Consider the following 18,344-nt stretch of genomic DNA (forward strand, 5'->3'; position numbering starts at 1 on the left):
ACGAATAGTTTAGCTTACGTGGAATTTTTCTAAATAACTATTTTTAATGACTTAAAATAAAATAGTTATAATAGAAGAAAATCGCTTCTTTGGAGAACCCAAAAAAGCGATTTACAAACACGAAGAACTTTTTTATAAGAAAAGTTTTTTCTTTATATGGATTTAATTATAGACCTACTGTCCATCCTTTTGCCCAAGTTGGTGTGTCTACACCATTTCCAGCTCCAGTATTGTTAGCTTTTGAATAGAATTTGGTTACATCCACAGCAGCACCTGCAGAAGTTTTTCCACTTGATTCTGTATTAACATTAATAAATTGAACATTTTTAACTAATAAATCTTTTGAAGTCCAACCTAAAGTAACATCATGCTCAATATCGATACCTTTTGCCCAGTTTGCTAAAACAAAATTTTCTAATTGTCCTTTTGTTCCTTGACGTAATTTAATCGCTTGATTTTCACCTTCTCCTACATAATCTTTACCTAAACCAATTAAAGTTACATTCTTAATAATTGGATTTGAGAATGGTGTTAAATTATTGTTACTATCATTATTATCAGCCTCTATACCTCTATTTCCTTTGTTACGACCTTCTTTTCCGTACCAATATTCGTTTGTACCAACCCAACCTTCTGTCCAGTCAAATTGATCATCTTCGTTTTCATTTGATACGATATATTTTGTGTTAACAGTTCCTCCAAAGAACTCAATTCCGTCATCAGAACCAGCATATAATTGAACATATTCTATTTTAGTTCCGTTACCAACACCAAATAAAGAAAGTCCATTAAATTCTTTTTTGTTATTAAAAATTGCACCTGCATACTCGATACGTGTATATGTGATTGTACCAGAATTATCTGTTGCTACATCACCACCATATGTTAACTCAGAAACTTCTGCTGTTGCTGTTTTTGCTTTGTTAATTGGTGCTTTACCACATAAAACAATCCCTCCCCAAGATCCTGGAGTTCCTTTTTCTGATGTAAATACAACAGGTTTAGAGGAAGTTCCGTTAGAGAATATTTGTCCTCCTTGTGCTACAGCTATGTATGATGAAGTACCTCCATTGGCAATAATTTTAGTTCCAGCAGGAATTGTAAGTGTTGCTCCTTCATTTACTTGTAAAGCTCCTGTTAGATAATATGTTTTAGATGCATCTAATGTAATTTTATCTCCACTTTTCAACTGACCTTTAAAATCAGCAGGATTCGCAACAAAGCCAGAAGGATTTGTTTCTTCTACTCCATTATCGTCGTTATTACTACAGCTTGTTAATGCTAATGTAGAAAATGCACCTACTAAAAATAGTTTTAAAATTGATTTTTTCATAATTAAATGTTTTATTGTGTTTGTTTTATTTTGTTTTTAAAATTGATAGTTAACAGATAAACCGAAGTTCATTCCTTTTTTATAACTTAATGTTTTTACATCTCCATTCAAATTCTCTTGTACACGGTCTATTGTAGGATTTAATAAGTTTTTAGCAGAAAAATTGATTCCGATATTTTTATTCAATTTTGAACGTAAAATGAAATCTAATGTGCTAAATCCTTTATCGACTTGATTTCCTCTTGTTTCAGTTCCAAGCGCATAAATACGATCAGAGAAATAGTTATAAGCCACAGTCGCCATTACACTTCCTCCACTTGCCCATTTCTTAGAATAAGATAAATCTGCATTCGTAATAAATTTAGAAGCTCCTGTAAATGCATCTTCTTTATTCGTAAAATTGGTATTGATTCGTTGTCCATTAAACAAAGTTTCGTTATACACTTTCTCATTATCTAACTCTTGATTAGAATACATGTAAGCTCCGTTAAAACCAATTGTTAACTGCTCTGGATTCGATGTTTTGTTATCCAAGATTGCTTTTCTAACCTCTAGTTCTGCACCAATTGCATATCCCCAATCACCTGTATTTGCATAAGAAATATCATTAGATGATGAAGCAATTGTTGTTGTATTGATTGGATCTTGAATATATTTTCCGAAACCACCAAAAGAGATTACTTCTCCATTTTTAGGGAACCATTCCCACTTAATGTCTGCATTGTAATTTGTCGAAGGATACAACATTGGATTTCCTCGGAAAGTTTCTGTTACATCTTCATAAACAAACATGGCAGTTTCTTTGAATTGAGGAAGTGTATATGTTTTAGATGTAGCAAAACGTAAGTTTTGATTATCTGTTAATTTATAACGTAACATCAAACTTGGTAATAATTCGAATTGATCGAATGAGCGTTCTCCTTTAGATAAAGCTGTGTACCAATCAATACTTTGTTTAAGATATTCTGCACGAACGCCCAAAACAGCTGTTAATCGATCTGTAAAATTATATTCTACCTCAGCAAAACCAACTTGAATATCTTTTTGTCCATTATAAGTTTGAGCACGATAGTTTCCTTTTCCATCCTCATCGAACGTAGTAATGGTAAACAATTTATCTTCTCCAAAATTTGATTGATTGAATACTGCGTCTAAATTATTTGGATCAGCTTGAATACCACTTCTTGTAAACTTCATATTAAATTGATTTGCCTCAAAATCTCTTTCTTTATGTCTACCTTGGTAACCAACAGAGATTTTAGCTTTATAATCTTTCAAGTCTCCACCAAAAACGCGATTATATTCTAAGTTTGCCGAAATTTCGTTCTCATTAAGATTTTGGTAATAACGGTTACTTAACGAAGCATCTTGAGTTGCTAAAAAATATTGACCTGTTTGTTTATCCAAACGCATCGTATTTTGCAAACGATCTGGCATATCTTGTTTCACAGTATTGTAAGAAATCCCCCAATGAAACTCAGATTTATCATCCAATCTATGATCTCCTAATAATTGATTCACAAAAACTTGATTCTTTTCGTAAGTTCCTCTACGTATAAATCCTTCATGATTATCATCATTTACTAAATCAATAACAAAACCTCTATACTCTTCTAAACTTTGAGAAGTATTGTTAATAAAAATACTATTTGCTCTTAATCGATTATTTGGATTAAAATCATAATACAAATTCACCATTCCTGTAGTATTCGTATTATAGCTATCTTTAGTATAGTTTTTAAAGTTATTAAAATATGCTCCTTCTGCATTTACAGAGGCCGCTAAACCTTTCTCGATACTTTGAGCTGAGTTATCAAAAGCAGCTGTTGCAAAGAATCCGAATTTTGCTCCGTTTTCAAACTTGTAACTTTTTCCTCCTTTTATATTGAAACCTCCCGGTACAGCAGATTTAGATTGCGGATTGAAACTATTTGTAAAGTGATATCCAGTTGTTGCGTTTGCTGGAATTTTCGTTTTTTGGAAACCAAACCAATTTGGTCCATCTTGCAAATTGAAGTTTTTATTGGTAATCGCGTTAGAATTCAAATTTAATCCTGTTCCGATTTCTAATAAACCATTTCCTTCATATAATTTTGATGAAATATCAATATTTGCTCCACCAAAATCAGCCATCATTCTTACATTGAATGTTTTGCTCAACGAAATATAATCAATAACGTCTGTTGGAAATAAATCCAATTTAATATTCTTGTTACTAGGATTTTCTGACGGAACTGGTAAACCATTCAATGAAGTATAATTATAACGGTCTCCTAATCCACGTACAAAAACATCTCCTGTACCTTCTTGTTTTGTAACACCAGCCATTTTCGCAACTGCCGAAGCCGCATCACTTACACCTTTACGATCCAATTCTGCTGCACCAATATTCTCTACCATTTTTACAGATTTTTTCTGAATATTAAGTAAAGAAGCTTCTCCAGATTTATCTTTTCTACCTGTTACAACAGCTGTAGATAAATCAATCTTTGTATCTTTTAAATCTTCTGGTTTCAAATACATATTTAATGTATTCGAATCTGATAAATTTTGAGAAACAGATTGATAACCGTCTACTTTAATATCCAGTTGATACGTATCATCTGGAACAGAAATTTCGTAGTGACCTTTATCGTCTGTTTTTGCTTGAATATTTAATCCTTCAACCACAAAAGTTTTTTCAGAAAGTGGTTGGTTTGTTTTTTGATCAAATAAAGTTCCTTCTAATTTAATATTAGTCTGTGCAAAAAGTGCTGCCGAACCTAATAATAAAAGTAAAGTTAAATTGCGTTTCATTGCGATTGTATAATTCGTGTTTGTTTGATGGCAAAGTTGCTGCAATCCAATGAAAAACATTTTTAGAAATTGTAAAGGTTTTGTTAGGTAATTGTTATGAAATTATCGTAACTTTAAATGAATGTTAAGAAATGTTTTTACCTAATTTCTCCTAAAATTTAAGCTTAATTTTACATCGACTAATTTTATTTAGTTATTACAAACAATTATGAAGAACATTAAAATTTTATTAGTTGACGACGAACCAGATATCTTAGAATTCATTGGTTACAACTTAAAAAAAGAAGGTTTTGAAGTAGAAACAGCTCAAAACGGATTAGAAGGTTTGAAACACGCCAAAATTTTTCGCCCAGATTTGATTCTATTAGATGTAATGATGCCACAAATGGACGGAATGGAAATGTGTGCAGAGTTGAGAAAATTAGATTCTTTTCAAGATACTTTGGTCGTTTTTCTTTCTGCTCGTGCCGAAGATTTTTCTCAATTAGCTGGCTATGATGCTGGTGCAAATGATTATATTTTAAAGCCTATCAAACCAAAAGTTTTAATTAGTAAACTAAATGCTTTATTGAAATTAAAACAACCTAACGAAGCGGCAAAAGACGAATTCATCAAATTGAATAATTTCGAGATTAACCGCGAAACCTATAAAGTAAATTACCAAGGACAAGACTTTTTGTTACCTCGAAAAGAATTTGAATTGATTGCTTTATTAGCTTCAAATCCAGAACGTGTTTTCAAACGTGAAGAAATTTTGGAGAAAGTTTGGGGAAATGAAGTTGTAGTTGGCGGACGTACAATTGACGTACATATGCGCAAATTACGCGAAAAATTTGGGAACGATCGTTTCTCTACAATCAAAGGAATTGGATACAAAATAAATGACTAAAAGCTCGTAATGGCTTCAACTTTCAAAGTTCAAAACATCTTTCTATTTGCCTTTCTCAGTACATTATTCTTGGCTTTAGGATTTGTTTTGTTCTCTTTTTTATGGTTTGGAAATATTGATTTTATTCTCCAAGAAAAACTATTTTTCATTAGTTTAATGCTTCTTTTATTGATTGGATTATCAATATTTTATTGGTTTTCTTTAAAAAATCAACGAAGAAAAGATTTTACTGAAATCTCGAAAAATATTCCACAATTTCAATCCAGCACAATGGATTTTGAAGAACTTTCTCAAAAAATTTCTACAATTACAGAAGATCAATCCAAAGAAATTGATGTTTTGAATGAGAGAGAAAATTACAGAAGAGATTTTCTTGGAAATATTTCGCATGAATTAAAAACGCCCCTTTTTTCAGTTCAGGGATATTTATTAACCTTGATTGAAGGTGGAGTTGAAGATGAATCTATTCGCGATAAATACTTAAACCGAATCAATAAATCGGTTGATCGATTGATTTATTTGGTCAAAGATTTGGACATGATTGCAGAGCTTGAACGTGGACGAATCAATATCGAATTTTCAGTTTTCAACTTGACGGCGCTTGTACAAGACGTTATTGATTTATTAGAAATTAAAGCTGAAAAAAATAACATCAAAATTTCTCTAAATTATCCTATTCATCAACCAATAAAAGTTGTAGGTGATATTCAGAAAATTCAACAGGTTTTAATCAATTTGATCGTAAACGCCATCAATTATTCTAATCCAAATACAGAAATTGACATCGATTTTGAAGAATATGATGATAAAATTCAAATCTCAATAAAAGATCAAGGCGTTGGGATAAAACAAGAAGACATTGACCGAATTTTCGAACGTTTTTATCGAATTGATAAATCTCGAAATCGTAACAATGGTGGATCTGGATTAGGTTTGGCAATTGTAAAACATATTTTAGAAGCTCATAAACAGAAAATTTATGTGACAAGTAAAATAGGAAAAGGCTCTACTTTTTCGTTCTATTTACAGAAAGCTTAATACTATTCTCGCTTCGTAAACTTCAAGGTAATGTTGTGTTTAAAAACTTTCAACGTGTCGTTTTTTGCCTCTTTCCACAAAAAATAAGGAGGTTTCAAATTCAATACATTTCCTTTTACAGCCAATGAATCCTCAAAAAGTTCAGCATAAAGAACTGTATCTTTTTTTAAGAATGCTTTGTCTTTATAATCAATCAAATAATAATCACTTCTGACATAAATAGGATCTTTGACACGAAGTGTTGAATCCTTTTTATCAAAATTCCATTTGATATTAATAGGATTAAAACCATCTTCGTACCCCACAAAAATACGTGTTGTATTTACAATATGACGAACAGAAAAAATAAGGACAGTAAAAAAAATAAGGATACCGATATAATATAATATCAATTCTTTTTTCATGGATTTGGTTTAGTTGTTGATTGTTAATGTACAAATATCGCCATTCTATCCTAAAAGATACATAAAAAATGTAAATTTGCATAAATTTAATTTTAATATAACTTCCAATAATGCAATATAATCCGAATGAAATCGAACCAAAATGGCAAAAATTTTGGATTGAAGACAAGACGTTCAAAGCTGAAAATCAATCAGAAAAACCTAAATTTTACGTATTAGATATGTTTCCTTATCCTTCTGGAGCAGGATTACACGTAGGTCATCCACTTGGATACATTGCGTCTGATATATATTCTCGATACAAAAAATTAAAGGGTTTCAACGTTTTACACCCAATGGGTTACGATTCTTTTGGTTTGCCTGCGGAACAATATGCGATTCAAACTGGTCAACATCCTGCGATTACAACAACAACGAATATCGAAGGTGGTGTTGATAAACAAGGAAATGTGATTGCTGGTTACGAAAACCAAATGAAAAAAATTGGTTTGGGATACGATTGGGATCGTGAAATCAGAACTTCAGAACCTGAATATTATAAATGGACACAATGGATTTTCAATCAATTATTTGATTCTTATTATGATAATTCAACTGATAAAGCTGAATCTATTTCAAAATTAGTTGAAACATTCAAAACTGAAGGTAATGCGAATGTAAACGCTGTGGCGGATGATGATATCGAAATCTTTACAGCAGAGCAATGGAATGCCTATTCTGAAAAAGAACAACAAGCAATTTTATTAAAATATCGTTTAACTTTCTTAGCAGAAGCAGAAGTAAACTGGTGTCCAGATTTAGGAACTGTTTTAGCGAATGACGAAGTAATTAACGGATTATCTGAACGTGGAGGATTCCCTGTTGTGCGCAAAAAAATGACACAATGGATGATGCGTATCACGGCTTACGCTGATCGTTTGTTAACTGGTTTAGATAAATTAGATTGGCCAGATCCGATCAAAGAATCTCAAAAAAATTGGATTGGTAAATCTCAAGGTGCATCAATCTTTTTTGATGTTGTAGGAAACGATGAAAAAATTGAAGTTTTCACTACTCGTCCTGATACTGTTTTTGGTGTTTCTTATGTAACATTAGCACCAGAACATCCTTTAGTTTCTCAAATTACAACTGCAGAAAACAAAGCAAAAGTTGATGCTTATGTCGATTATACTTCAAAACGTTCTGAACGTGATCGTTTAGCAGATGCTAAAAATATTACGGGAGAATTTACAGGAGCTTATGCCATTCATCCTTTCACAGGAAAACAACTTCCGATTTGGATTGGTGATTATGTATTAGCTTCTTATGGAACGGGTGCTGTAATGGCTGTTCCAGCTGGTGACGAACGTGATTTTGCTTTTGCAAATCATTTCAATTTACCAATTATTAATATTTTCAAAGGAAAAGATATTTCTGAAGCTGCTTTTACAGAAAAAGGTGGATTCGAATTACAAGATTCTGATTTCTTAAACGGATTAGATTATAAACAAGCGGTTGCAAAAGCAATTGAAGCTTTAGAAGAAAAAGGTTTTGGACAAGGAAAAACAAACTTCCGTTTACGCGAAGCAGTTTTCTCTCGTCAACGTTATTGGGGAGAGCCGGTTCCGGTTTACTTCAAAGACGAAATGCCTTATACAATTCCAACAGCAGCATTGCCAATTATTTTACCAGAAGTTGACGAATATTTGCCAACAAAAGATGGTGAGCCACCATTAGGACGTGCGACAAAATGGGCTTTTGATACAACAACAAACGAAGTTGTAGACAATAGTTTAATCAATAACGAAACTATTTTCCCAATAGAACTAAATACAATGCCAGGTTGGGCAGGTTCTTCTTGGTATTGGTTACGTTATATGGATGCAAAAAACGACAACGATTTTGTATCTAAAGAGGCTGTTGATTATTGGCAAAATGTAGATTTATACATGGGTGGATCTGAGCATGCTACTGGTCACTTATTATATTCTCGTTTTTGGCAAAAATTCTTATTCGATAAAGGTTTAGTTCCAACGGATGAGTATGCAAAAAAACTGATTAACCAAGGAATGATTTTGGGAATGACCGCTTATGCATATAGAATTAATGGAACAAATACTTTTGTTTCTAAATCTTTGAAAGATCAACATGAAACAACACCAATCCGTATTGATGTTAAGTTGTTAAAAGATGGAGGCGACGAATTAGATACAGAAAAATTCAAAACTTGGAGAGAAGATTTTGCTAATGCAGAACTTATCTTAGAAGATGGGAAATACATCACAGGACGTGAGGTTGAAAAGATGTCAAAATCTTACTACAATGTCTTAAATCCTGATGATATTTGTAATCAATATGGAGCAGATTCTTTACGTTTATACGAAATGTTTTTAGGTCCTGTTGAACAGTCTAAACCATGGAATACACAAGGTTTATCTGGAGTTTATTCATTCTTGAAAAAATTCTGGAGATTATATCATTCAGGAACAGAAGAAACATTTTTTGTTTCGGAAGATGAACCAACAAAAGAAGAAATGAAAGTGTTGCATCAAACCATCAAAAAAGTGGACGAAGATGTAAACAATTTCTCTTTTAATACATCGGTTTCTACTTTTATGATTGCTGCAAACGAATTAGGAAAATTAAAAACAACTAAACGTGCAATTTTAGAGCCTTTGGCTATTATTATTTCTCCTTATGCACCGCATATTGCAGAAGAATTGTGGTCAAAATTAGGACATGAAACGTCAATTGCACATGCAGATTTCCCTGTTTTCGAAGAAAAATGGTTGATTGCAGATGCTAAAGAATATCCAGTTTCATTCAATGGTAAAATGAAATTTTTGTTAGAATTACCTTTGTCGTTATCGAAAGAAGAAATTCAAGAAATTGTAATGAACGACGAACGTACAATCAAACAATTGGGTGATCGTACGCCAAAGAACATCATTATTGTTCCTGGAAAAATCATTAATATCGTTGGATAAAAAAAGATTTTAGATACTAGATTTTAGTATTGAGAATATAGATAAAATCCTCGCAATTGCGAGGATTTTATATTTTATACTATCTTTAATCAAAACTATAACTCAATGAAATATTTACCAACACTCGAAACAGAACGGTTAATCATCAGACCTATTACGATTGATGATTTACAAGATTTTTTTGAAATGGATTCACAACCAGAAGTTCATGAATTTCTAAAAGCAGAACCTATTCAAACCATTGAAGAAACAAAAGAAATTATTGAAGATATCCAAAAACAATATGAAGAACTTGGACATGGACGAGTGGCTGTTATAGAGAAAGAATCGGGAAAAATGATTGGTTGGACTGGTTTTAAATACATGACCGAAAAAGAAACAATGAACAATCGATTTGATTTCTTAGATTTTGGCTACCGTTACCGAAAAGAAACTTGGGGAAAAGGTTATGCGACAGAAGCTGCGAAAGCTTGCATGGATTTTTATCGTGAAAATATGACTGATTTTAAACTAAATGCCATAACACATACAGAGAATGCAGCATCAAGAAATGTGTTGGAAAAAATCGGTTTCGAAGTCACTGAAACTTTTCATCTGGACATGTGGGATTTGGATTGCTTTTGGTATGAATTGAAGAAATAATTAATCATGAAACATCCTATTATACTTTTATGTACAATTCTTGTTTCGACATGTAGTTTTGCACAAAAAATTTCGACAAATGATTATGAAGTTAAAACAACTTTAACTGATTTTAATCTCAAAGGAAAGGTCGAAAAAGTGACTTCAACTGCAACAGACGCAAAAGGAAATACCACAACTTTACCTTTTTTGGAGAATGAGTTTTACAATCAAATTTCGTTAGAATTTAATCAAAAAGGATTGTTAATAAAGCGAACAAATTATTTGGATTATCAAGGAAAATTAGCTGTTTATAACTATGTTAATTACGACTACAACAACTCAAATTTAATTGATAAACAAACGAATACAGTTATTAACAATGGTGAAGATCCAAAACGAGTTGCTTCGGACAAAAACTTCGTTTATGACAATAAAAATCGGTTGATAAACTTGACAGAAAAAATCGAAGGGAAATCGTCAAAATCTAATTATGAAACGATTTTTAATTATTCGAATAAGTTGGATAAAATCACGACAAAAGTGGAAGGTTCTACAATTAGTGAAAATAATTTGACGTATAACAAAAATGGTTTATTGGTTTTGGATGAAATGACTTCTTTTGATGGAAAAAAAGGACGAAAATCGTATTATATTTATGATAAAGAAACGCCTATTTTTCAGGAAGAAATTGCTGGAAATTCGAGCAAAATAATGTTTTTTGAGAATGGAAATATTTCTAAATTACAATCATTTGATGCCAATAAAACGTTAGCCTATCAAGCTGATTTTGATTCGAAAAATGAAATTGTCAACTTTAAAAAACAATCGTTCCGAAATGGACAAACTGTTTTAACTTCTTATCAAGTTTCGTATGAATATGATTCGAAAAACAATTGGATAAAAGCCTCTATTTCAACTAATGGAGAATTGAAATATGTTGTAAAACGAACGATAAATTATTATTAAAACACAAAAGGTTGAGCGTTACTCAACCTTTCTTCACAAATAAATAACACTACACTACTTAAATCATAAAAGTAGGATGTTAAGCTTAAATCGCTTTTGGCGTATATATTTTTCTTAATTCTTTTGTCGCCGCAACCATTTCAATTAAAGCTTTTTCGGTTTCTTCCCAATGACGCGTTTTTAGTCCACAATCAGGATTCACCCATAATTGATCTGCCGGAATAACTTTTGCCGCTTTCTCTATCAAATCAACCATTTCTTCTTTCGACGGAACGCGAGGCGAGTGAATATCATAAACTCCAGGTCCGATATCATTTGGATAATTAAAATCTGAAAAAGCATTTAACAATTCCATTTGACTACGTGAACATTCAATTGTAATAACATCCGCATCTAAATCAGCAATATTTTGAATAATATCGTTGAATTCTGAGTAGCACATATGCGTATGAATTTGCGTAGAATCATCAACATTACTTGAGGCTAATTTGAACGAATCAACTGCCCATTTCAAATAATTTTGCCATTCATCTTTTCTCAATGGTAAACCTTCTCGAATTGCAGGCTCATCAATCTGAATAATTTTAATTCCAGCTTTTTCTAAATCCGAAACTTCATCACGAATCGCCAATGCAATTTGTTTACACGTCGTAGATCTTGGTTGATCATCTCGAACAAAAGACCATTGCAAAATCGTAACCGGTCCTGTCAACATTCCTTTTACTTTTTGTTCTGTGATAGATTGTGCATATTTCGACCAATAAACCGTCATTGGAACAGGGCGATAAACATCACCAAAAATAATCGGCGGTTTTACACAACGCGTTCCATAACTCTGAACCCAACCATTTTTAGAGAAGACAAATCCTGCTATTTTTTCACCAAAATATTCCACCATATCATTGCGTTCATATTCACCATGCACCAAAACATCAATGCCAATTTCCTCTTGCCATTCTATTGTACGCTTGGTTTCTTGTTTCAATAAAACATCATATTCTTCGGCAGATAATTCTCCTTTTTTATACTTCGCACGCCAACTTCTCACCTCTTGTGTTTGTGGAAAAGATCCGATTGTTGTCGTAGGAAAAGGTGGAAGATTCAGCACATTTTGTTGCACAATTTTTCGCTGTTCAAAACTATTTGCACGATTATAATCTTCATCTTTTATAGCATTTACTCGTTCTTTAACTTGAGTTTGATGAATTAATTGAGAATTTTTTCTATTATTGATAGAGAATTGATTCGCTTCATATTGTTGAATCAATTTTTCGTCATTCGGGTTTGAAAAATAATTTTTTAAGAAAGCAACTTCTTCCAATTTTTGCTTCGCAAATGCAAACCAATCTTTGATTGTTGTTGGAAGATTTTTTTCATTTGTTTCTAAATCTAAATCACAAGGCGAATGTAATAATGAACAAGAGGTTGAAATAATAACACGTTTTTCTCCAATTTTGTTCACAACTTTTTCTATGGTTGAAAGTGATTTTTGAAAATCATTTTTCCAAATATTTCGACCATCAACTAAACCTAAAGAAAGTTTTAATTGAGAAGGAAATTGATTCAATATTTCATCGATTTGATTTTCGTCTCGAACCAAATCAAGATGCAAAATATCAATTGGTAAATTGATTGCTAAAGCTGTATTATCTTTCAATCCATCAAAATAAGTTGCGACCTGAATCGTAAGTTGAGGAAATTCTTTTCTTATTTTTTTGTAAACTTCTTGATAAGCCGTTTTCGATTTTTCGTCTAAATCTAAAGCTAAAAAAGGTTCGTCGAACTGAATTGTATTTGCTCCATGATTGATTAAATCTTGAATAATTTCAAAGTAAACTGGCAATAAATTCTGAATTAAATCAATTCGATCAAATCCTTCTTCTTTTTCTTTTCCTAATAATAAATAAGTAATTGGTCCAATTAAAACTGTTTTTGGATTAAAACCTTCTTTTTTTGCAGCGATAAATTCGTTTACGATAGAATTTGAGAAATATTTAAATTCTTGATTTTTTACAAATTCTGGAACGATATAATGGTAATTGGTATCAAACCATTTTGTCATTTCCATCGCTGTAATATCTAAATTATCTTTTTGAAAGCCTCTTGCCATCGCAAAATACAAGTCTAATTCGGTGTTCTTTTTATTTAGCGCAACCGTATTGAAACGCGCTGGAATTGCACCAACTGATAACGTAAAATCTAAAACTTGATCATAAAAAGAAAAGTCGTTACACGGAATTAAATCTATACCAGCAGCTTGTTGCAGCGCCCAATTTTGTTTGGTAATTGTACGGCTTGTTTGCAATAAAGCTTGTAGTTCAATTTTACCTGCCCAATAATTTTCGCAGGCTTTTTTTAGTTCACGGTTAGCGCCAATTCTTGGATAACCTAAAATTTGTGTTTGCATTTTGATTGTTTTTTTAATGTTCAAAAAACACAAACGCGAGTTGATAAATAGTAAACCTATTTTGACAGACAGACTTCAAATCGCGAAAGTATCATCTTTTGTTTCTATTGGTAATCTGACTTGTAATTTCCATTACTCACAGTTGCGCGACAGCTCGTGATTCTCACACGATTCCCCAATAATTTATTGTTTATTTCTTTACAAATGTAACAAGACAAAATAAACGATTGTAAAACTTGAAAAAATAAGATTATACCACTTAATATGATTAATTTTACAAAACAAAACACTTAAACAACGATAAAATATCGTATTGAAAAGAATATTATTTGGATGGAAACATTAGATCAAACCGATTTAGAATTATTAAGAATTCTACAAAAAGATTCGAAATTGACAGTAAAAACCATTGCAGCTTTAGTTAATTTATCTCCTTCGCCCGTTTTTGAACGCATAAAAAGGTTGGAACAACAAGGTTATATCAAAAATTATAGAGCCGTTTTGGATGCCGAAAAACTAAACAAAGGCTTTATGGTTTTTTGCAGCATCAAGCTAAAGCAACATGATCGCACAATTGGGAATAAACTTGTGGAAGATATTTTGTTGATTGATGAAGTGGTGGAATGTTATAATATTTCGGGCGAATATGATTTTATCTTAAAAGTACAAGTTCTAGATATGAAACAATATCAAGATTTTGTTTTCAATAAATTGGGTGCTTTAGAAAGCATCGGAAGTACACACAGCTCTTTTGTGATGGCTGAAATAAAAAATACGTACGGAATCAATATTTAAAAAAAACAAAAGGTTGAGCAATGCTCAACCTTTTTTCCACAAATAAATAACACACTACTTTTTGATTACCTTGAAAGTAGAATTGTTAACTTTTATGATGTAAACACCTTTTGGTAAAGAGGAAACATCTAATTGATTTTTCCCTTTTTGAAGTGTTTTCTCTGTCATTTTAGTTCCTGTAATAGCGAAAATTTCGGCTTTTGAAGCTTCATTTGTTTCAATAAACAATACATTATTAACAGGATTTGGATAAACATTTACAACAGATTTAGCTAAATCATTTGTACCTAAAACGGCTGATGAAATTGTGATGTTTTGTGAAACAACTTTTCCATTCGAATTGAAAGAAAGTTTAATTTTAGCTGTTCCATTTTTTAGTGGATTAATCACTAATTCTTCCTTATCATTAATCGAAATTTCAGCTACATCATCATTTTCAATGATTTCTAAATCTTTTACAATCGCTGCTGATAAATTATCAACATCCGAAACTTTATCTTTCAAATCAATTGTTGTTGCTGTGTTAATTTGATAAGTTGTCTCTAAATCATTGATAATTGGTGCTGCATTATCTGGAAAAACAGGTAAAGATTGGAACCAATAATAATCAGTCAAAGGAATTGTTTTCGTTAAATTTCCTTTATTATCAAATTTATGAATCCAGTGCTTATTATATTGAGATGTTGTAGTTATGATGATTAACTCATCTGTTCGTGGATCTACACGCAAACCTGCTCCATAAGGCATTTGTTTAGGATTTGTATCTTGACCAGGAATTGTAGCAAAATTCTCATTGAATTCATTTTTATCCACATCATATTTTACAATTGTTGGACTAACAGACCAACCTGCGCCTGGGAAAAAGTAAATTGAATTTTCTTGGGTTGAAGCACTAAAACTTCCAGCATTCCACGCTCCCCAAGTATTCGGAATTGTTTTCGTTGGAATCGATATTTCTGTCGTTTCTAAAGTAACAGGATTTATTTTGACTAATTTATTTGCCAATGCTCCCCAAACATTTCCATCCTTAGATTGTATTACAGAAATAAAACTTCCAGCAATCGTTTGCTTAATTTTGTGAGTGTTTGGATCAATTACTAATATTCCACCCTTTTGAGTTACGGCAAAAACATAAGTAGAAGTTCGAATAATATTTGCTAAAGCACCAAATTTATCAGCACCTTCAATTAAAGATCCTAATTTCAAGTTTTCAATATCAAACAAATAAAGTCCACTTGAAGTTCCTAAATATCCTGTTTTAGCATCAACACCTACAAAACTTCTTCCGTCTCCACCAATTGTTTCGAAGCTGGCTTTTTTCTGTAAAGTTTTCGAATCAGCTACAACTAAACGATTTCCTTGTTTTGAAACAATGAAAAAATTATCACCATAAATTGTTGCAAAAGGAGGCGTTACACCTAACTCTTCATTGGTATTCGCAGTTTTGTAAATATTATAATCAATAGAATAATCTGGATTCATAAAATTAATTGATCCATTTGCATGACCAAACCAATCTTCATTCAGAATAAAAACACCATTTGTGTATTCTTTTGTTTGTGCAAAACTTGTTTGAATTGCTACTATTGTAAAAATCGAAAGTAAAAATTTTTTCATGTATTTTTTTTTTAGAAATCCGAAACCATCATCCAAAAATGACAGCCTCGGATAAAAATATTTAGAATGTTATTTAAAAATTATAAATGCAAATCATAAGCTCCTGCAACTTCTGTTGAGATTTCGCCTAACCAACCCGCTTCTTGATTTGTTGCTGTGTAAACTTTGATAAAATCGATTCCTAATAATTTAACTGGATTACCATTTTTATCAACAGCCCAATCGATATCAATGTTTGAATCTTCGCTATTATTTGGTGCATTATCTACATAACCATAAGCCAATTGTTTACCAGTCCAAATACCATTTTTCTCTGTATAATTGCTTTCCAAAAGTGTACCTGAGAATTTTAACTGATTCTGCCCAAACCAAATTGGATAATATGGTTGTTTATGAAACGTATTTTTCGCTTTAAAACCAGATTTTCCTTGGTTATCTTCCCATTTTATATATTCAGGATTAGGTATTTTATCTTCTTCGGTTGGTTTTTGATAAGAAATACTATAATTTTTTATTGTATTTGGATTCGTGTACTCACTTCCTGCAATTTCGTACCATTCGTCGTCATCTGGTTTTCCGTTTTTATTTTTATCATATGCAACCATCACAATTCCAGGTTCAGAAGATCCAGCAAAACCATTTCCTAAAACTTTAAAATCGCGTTTGTTTGGTTGGTTCATAATCGTATGGTCAAAACCAAATACCACATATCCTCCGTAACCTCCAAGTGTAATCATTGTAGATTTTTCTCCTACTAAAGCCTTAGCAGCTTTGGCTGTCATATCAGCTTGAGTTTCTCCTGTTACATAAGCTGGTAAAGCATTTGTGAATTGTCCAACTGCTGGCAAATAATCAAAGACTTGAGAAATATATTTACTGTAAGTAGATAATTCTTGTGTAACATTAACCTTTGTTTTTATCGTTTTAGAAGTTACTCCTGAAGTAATTTCTAATGTTAAATCGTAAGCACCAACTTTATCAGAAACAAAACCTAAAGTTTTCTCATTGCCAATAATTTCATTGCCAAGTTTCCATGTATATTGTAAATCTTCAGCAAAAAGTGGACAGTTAAGACCTAAAAATTAAGTTAGTGTTTTCATTAAAACATTAACTTTAATTATGTCAAATTCTAAAAAGAAAACTCCAGAAAAATTTGTAAAAGATATTCGTAATAATACACGAAGAATTTTTACAGCTGAACAAAAGATATTAATCGTAATGGAAGCTTTACGAGCAGAGACTTCTGTTGCTGAACTATGTCGAAAATATTCGATTTCACAATCTCAATTCTATAAATGGAATAAAGAGTTTTTGGAAGCTGGTAAAAAGCGACTTTCAGGCGATATAACACGTGAAGCAACGAGCAATGATGTTTCTGATTTACGTAAAGAAAACATGCGTTTAAAGGAGATTGTAGCCGATTTAATTGTTCGCTATGATATCGTAAAAAAAACCTTGGACTCATTGGATTAATTGGTAAATTCAAGAAATATATGCGATTATCAGCAAGTGAAAAATACGAGATTATTGAAGTTGTTACACGTTCAGAAATCGGTGTTAAACGGACTTTGGATGAGTTTGGTATTTCCAGAAGTACATTTTACAAATGGTATTCTAATTATCTTGAAAATGGATTTGAAGGTTTAGAATCAAAACGTCCATCTATTCATCGAAAATGGAACAGTATTCCCGAATCTCAGAAAGATTTGATTGTAGAATTAGCCTTAGATTATCCAGAATTATCGGCTAGAGAATTAGCATTTAAAATGACGGACGAATTAGGTGTTTTTATTTCAGAATCGAGCGTTTATCGGATATTAAAGCAAAGAGATTTGATTTCTGCACCCAATCATATCTTAATTTCAGCAGCAAATGAATTCAACGACAAAACCAATTTTGTGCATGAAATGTGGCAAACAGATTTTACATATTTCAAGATTATTGGTTGGGGATGGTATTATTTGAGTACTATTTTGGACGATTACAGTCGCTATATTATTCATTGGGAGTTGTGCAGCTCGATGAAGGCTGAAGATGTAAAAAGAACCGTAAAAAAGGCAATTGAAAAGGCTCAAATTAAAACCAAACAGAGACCAAAATTATTGTCAGACAATGGACCTTGTTATGTTTCAAATGAATTAAAAGATTATTTGAAAAATACTCAAAAAATGAAACATATACGAGGAAAACCGCTTCATCCTCAAACGCAAGGAAAAATTGAACGTTATCATAGAACAATGAAAAATGTGGTAAAACTGGATCATTATTATCATCCTGAGGAACTAATTTTTGCCCTCGAACATTTTGTCGAAAATTATAATAATCATAGATATCACGAGGCTTTAGATAATTTGATACCTGCTGATGTATATTTTGGAAGAGGTGATAAAATTTTGGAGTAAAGAGCTATTATAAAACAACAAACAATTGCAAAAAGAAGACAATTGTATTTTCAACAAAAAATTATAAATTTATAAAACAAACACTCTCTTAATTTTTTAACTGATAT

Annotated in this window: 12 protein-coding genes, 1 pseudogene and 1 riboswitch; of the genes and pseudogenes, 7 read left to right on the forward strand and 6 right to left on the reverse strand. The window is 31.7% G+C overall.

Going from position 1 to position 18,344, the window contains the following annotated elements:
* Positions 1-166 precede the first annotated feature (166 nt).
* On the reverse strand, positions 167-1,333 hold the full coding sequence (locus tag N5D03_RS01085; RefSeq protein WP_280046204.1) for a hypothetical protein: 1,167 nt from the start codon (positions 1,331-1,333) through the stop codon (positions 167-169).
* A 36-nt stretch (positions 1,334-1,369) separates the two neighbouring features.
* Positions 1,370-4,189, reverse strand: coding sequence for a TonB-dependent receptor (locus tag N5D03_RS01090; protein WP_280050705.1), 2,820 nt, complete (start codon positions 4,187-4,189; stop codon positions 1,370-1,372).
* 148 nt (positions 4,190-4,337) lie between these two features.
* Between N5D03_RS01090 and N5D03_RS01095 the strand changes: the two genes are divergently transcribed.
* Entirely contained in the window at positions 4,338-5,018 is a 681-nt protein-coding gene (locus N5D03_RS01095) for a response regulator transcription factor (RefSeq protein WP_125348867.1), read from the forward strand.
* A 9-nt stretch (positions 5,019-5,027) separates the two neighbouring features.
* A complete protein-coding gene (locus N5D03_RS01100; protein WP_038336818.1) occupies positions 5,028-6,056 on the forward strand; it encodes an ATP-binding protein in 1,029 nt (342 codons plus the stop codon).
* A gap of 2 nt (positions 6,057-6,058) precedes the next feature.
* Here the strand turns inward: N5D03_RS01100 and N5D03_RS01105 are convergent, their stop codons facing one another.
* Positions 6,059-6,460 (reverse strand): hypothetical protein, encoded by a 402-nt coding sequence (locus N5D03_RS01105; protein ID WP_038336819.1) that lies wholly within the window; start codon positions 6,458-6,460, stop codon positions 6,059-6,061.
* A gap of 110 nt (positions 6,461-6,570) precedes the next feature.
* On the opposite strand from N5D03_RS01105, the gene leuS reads away from it, so the two are divergent.
* From leuS to N5D03_RS01120, 3 genes are all read left to right on the forward strand, one after another.
* Complete coding sequence (gene leuS / locus N5D03_RS01110; protein ID WP_280050707.1) at positions 6,571-9,426, forward strand: leucine--tRNA ligase; 2,856 nt, start codon at positions 6,571-6,573, stop codon at positions 9,424-9,426.
* Between the two features lie 105 nt (positions 9,427-9,531).
* A complete protein-coding gene (locus N5D03_RS01115; RefSeq protein WP_280050708.1) occupies positions 9,532-10,068 on the forward strand; it encodes a GNAT family N-acetyltransferase in 537 nt (178 codons plus the stop codon).
* A 6-nt stretch (positions 10,069-10,074) separates the two neighbouring features.
* Positions 10,075-11,016 carry a hypothetical protein gene (locus N5D03_RS01120; protein ID WP_280050709.1) on the forward strand — a complete coding sequence of 314 codons (942 nt, stop codon included), beginning with the start codon at positions 10,075-10,077 and terminating at the stop codon, positions 11,014-11,016.
* An 85-nt stretch (positions 11,017-11,101) separates the two neighbouring features.
* Here the strand turns inward: N5D03_RS01120 and metE are convergent, their stop codons facing one another.
* Positions 11,102-13,423 (reverse strand): 5-methyltetrahydropteroyltriglutamate--homocysteine S-methyltransferase, encoded by a 2,322-nt coding sequence (gene metE / locus N5D03_RS01125; protein WP_280050710.1) that lies wholly within the window; start codon positions 13,421-13,423, stop codon positions 11,102-11,104.
* Between the two features lie 87 nt (positions 13,424-13,510).
* A riboswitch (cobalamin riboswitch) is annotated at positions 13,511-13,658 on the reverse strand.
* A gap of 98 nt (positions 13,659-13,756) precedes the next feature.
* On the opposite strand from metE, the gene N5D03_RS01130 reads away from it, so the two are divergent.
* Positions 13,757-14,218 (forward strand): Lrp/AsnC family transcriptional regulator, encoded by a 462-nt coding sequence (locus tag N5D03_RS01130; RefSeq protein WP_280050390.1) that lies wholly within the window; start codon positions 13,757-13,759, stop codon positions 14,216-14,218.
* A 54-nt stretch (positions 14,219-14,272) separates the two neighbouring features.
* Here the strand turns inward: N5D03_RS01130 and N5D03_RS01135 are convergent, their stop codons facing one another.
* On the reverse strand, positions 14,273-15,835 hold the full coding sequence (locus N5D03_RS01135) for a DUF5074 domain-containing protein (RefSeq protein ID WP_280050711.1): 1,563 nt from the start codon (positions 15,833-15,835) through the stop codon (positions 14,273-14,275).
* Between the two features lie 80 nt (positions 15,836-15,915).
* A complete protein-coding gene (locus tag N5D03_RS01140) occupies positions 15,916-16,683 on the reverse strand; it encodes a PKD domain-containing protein (RefSeq protein ID WP_280050712.1) in 768 nt (255 codons plus the stop codon).
* Between the two features lie 271 nt (positions 16,684-16,954).
* On the opposite strand from N5D03_RS01140, the pseudogene N5D03_RS01145 reads away from it, so the two are divergent.
* Positions 16,955-18,234, forward strand: a pseudogene (locus tag N5D03_RS01145) (IS3 family transposase); the annotation flags it as partial.
* Positions 18,235-18,344 lie beyond the last annotated feature (110 nt).

It is taken from the genome of Empedobacter sp. GD03861 (assembly GCF_029840885.1).
Lineage (GTDB): Bacteria > Bacteroidota > Bacteroidia > Flavobacteriales > Weeksellaceae > Empedobacter > Empedobacter falsenii_B.

Bases quoted from the DNA above. Each gene is read 5' to 3' on its own strand.
- N5D03_RS01085 (WP_280046204.1), bottom strand. From the start codon at position 1,333: ATGAAAAAATCAATTTTAAAACTATTTTTAGTAGGTGCATTTTCTACA.
- N5D03_RS01100 (WP_038336818.1), top strand. From the start codon at position 5,028: ATGGCTTCAACTTTCAAAGTTCAAAACATCTTTCTATTTGCCTTTCTC.
- metE (WP_280050710.1), bottom strand. From the start codon at position 13,423: ATGCAAACACAAATTTTAGGTTATCCAAGAATTGGCGCTAACCGTGAA.
- N5D03_RS01105 (WP_038336819.1), bottom strand. From the start codon at position 6,460: ATGAAAAAAGAATTGATATTATATTATATCGGTATCCTTATTTTTTTT.
- N5D03_RS01090 (WP_280050705.1), bottom strand. From the start codon at position 4,189: ATGTTTTTCATTGGATTGCAGCAACTTTGCCATCAAACAAACACGAAT.
- N5D03_RS01130 (WP_280050390.1), top strand. From the start codon at position 13,757: ATGGAAACATTAGATCAAACCGATTTAGAATTATTAAGAATTCTACAA.
- N5D03_RS01115 (WP_280050708.1), top strand. From the start codon at position 9,532: ATGAAATATTTACCAACACTCGAAACAGAACGGTTAATCATCAGACCT.
- N5D03_RS01095 (WP_125348867.1), top strand. From the start codon at position 4,338: ATGAAGAACATTAAAATTTTATTAGTTGACGACGAACCAGATATCTTA.
- N5D03_RS01120 (WP_280050709.1), top strand. From the start codon at position 10,075: ATGAAACATCCTATTATACTTTTATGTACAATTCTTGTTTCGACATGT.
- leuS (WP_280050707.1), top strand. From the start codon at position 6,571: ATGCAATATAATCCGAATGAAATCGAACCAAAATGGCAAAAATTTTGG.
- N5D03_RS01135 (WP_280050711.1), bottom strand. From the start codon at position 15,835: ATGAAAAAATTTTTACTTTCGATTTTTACAATAGTAGCAATTCAAACA.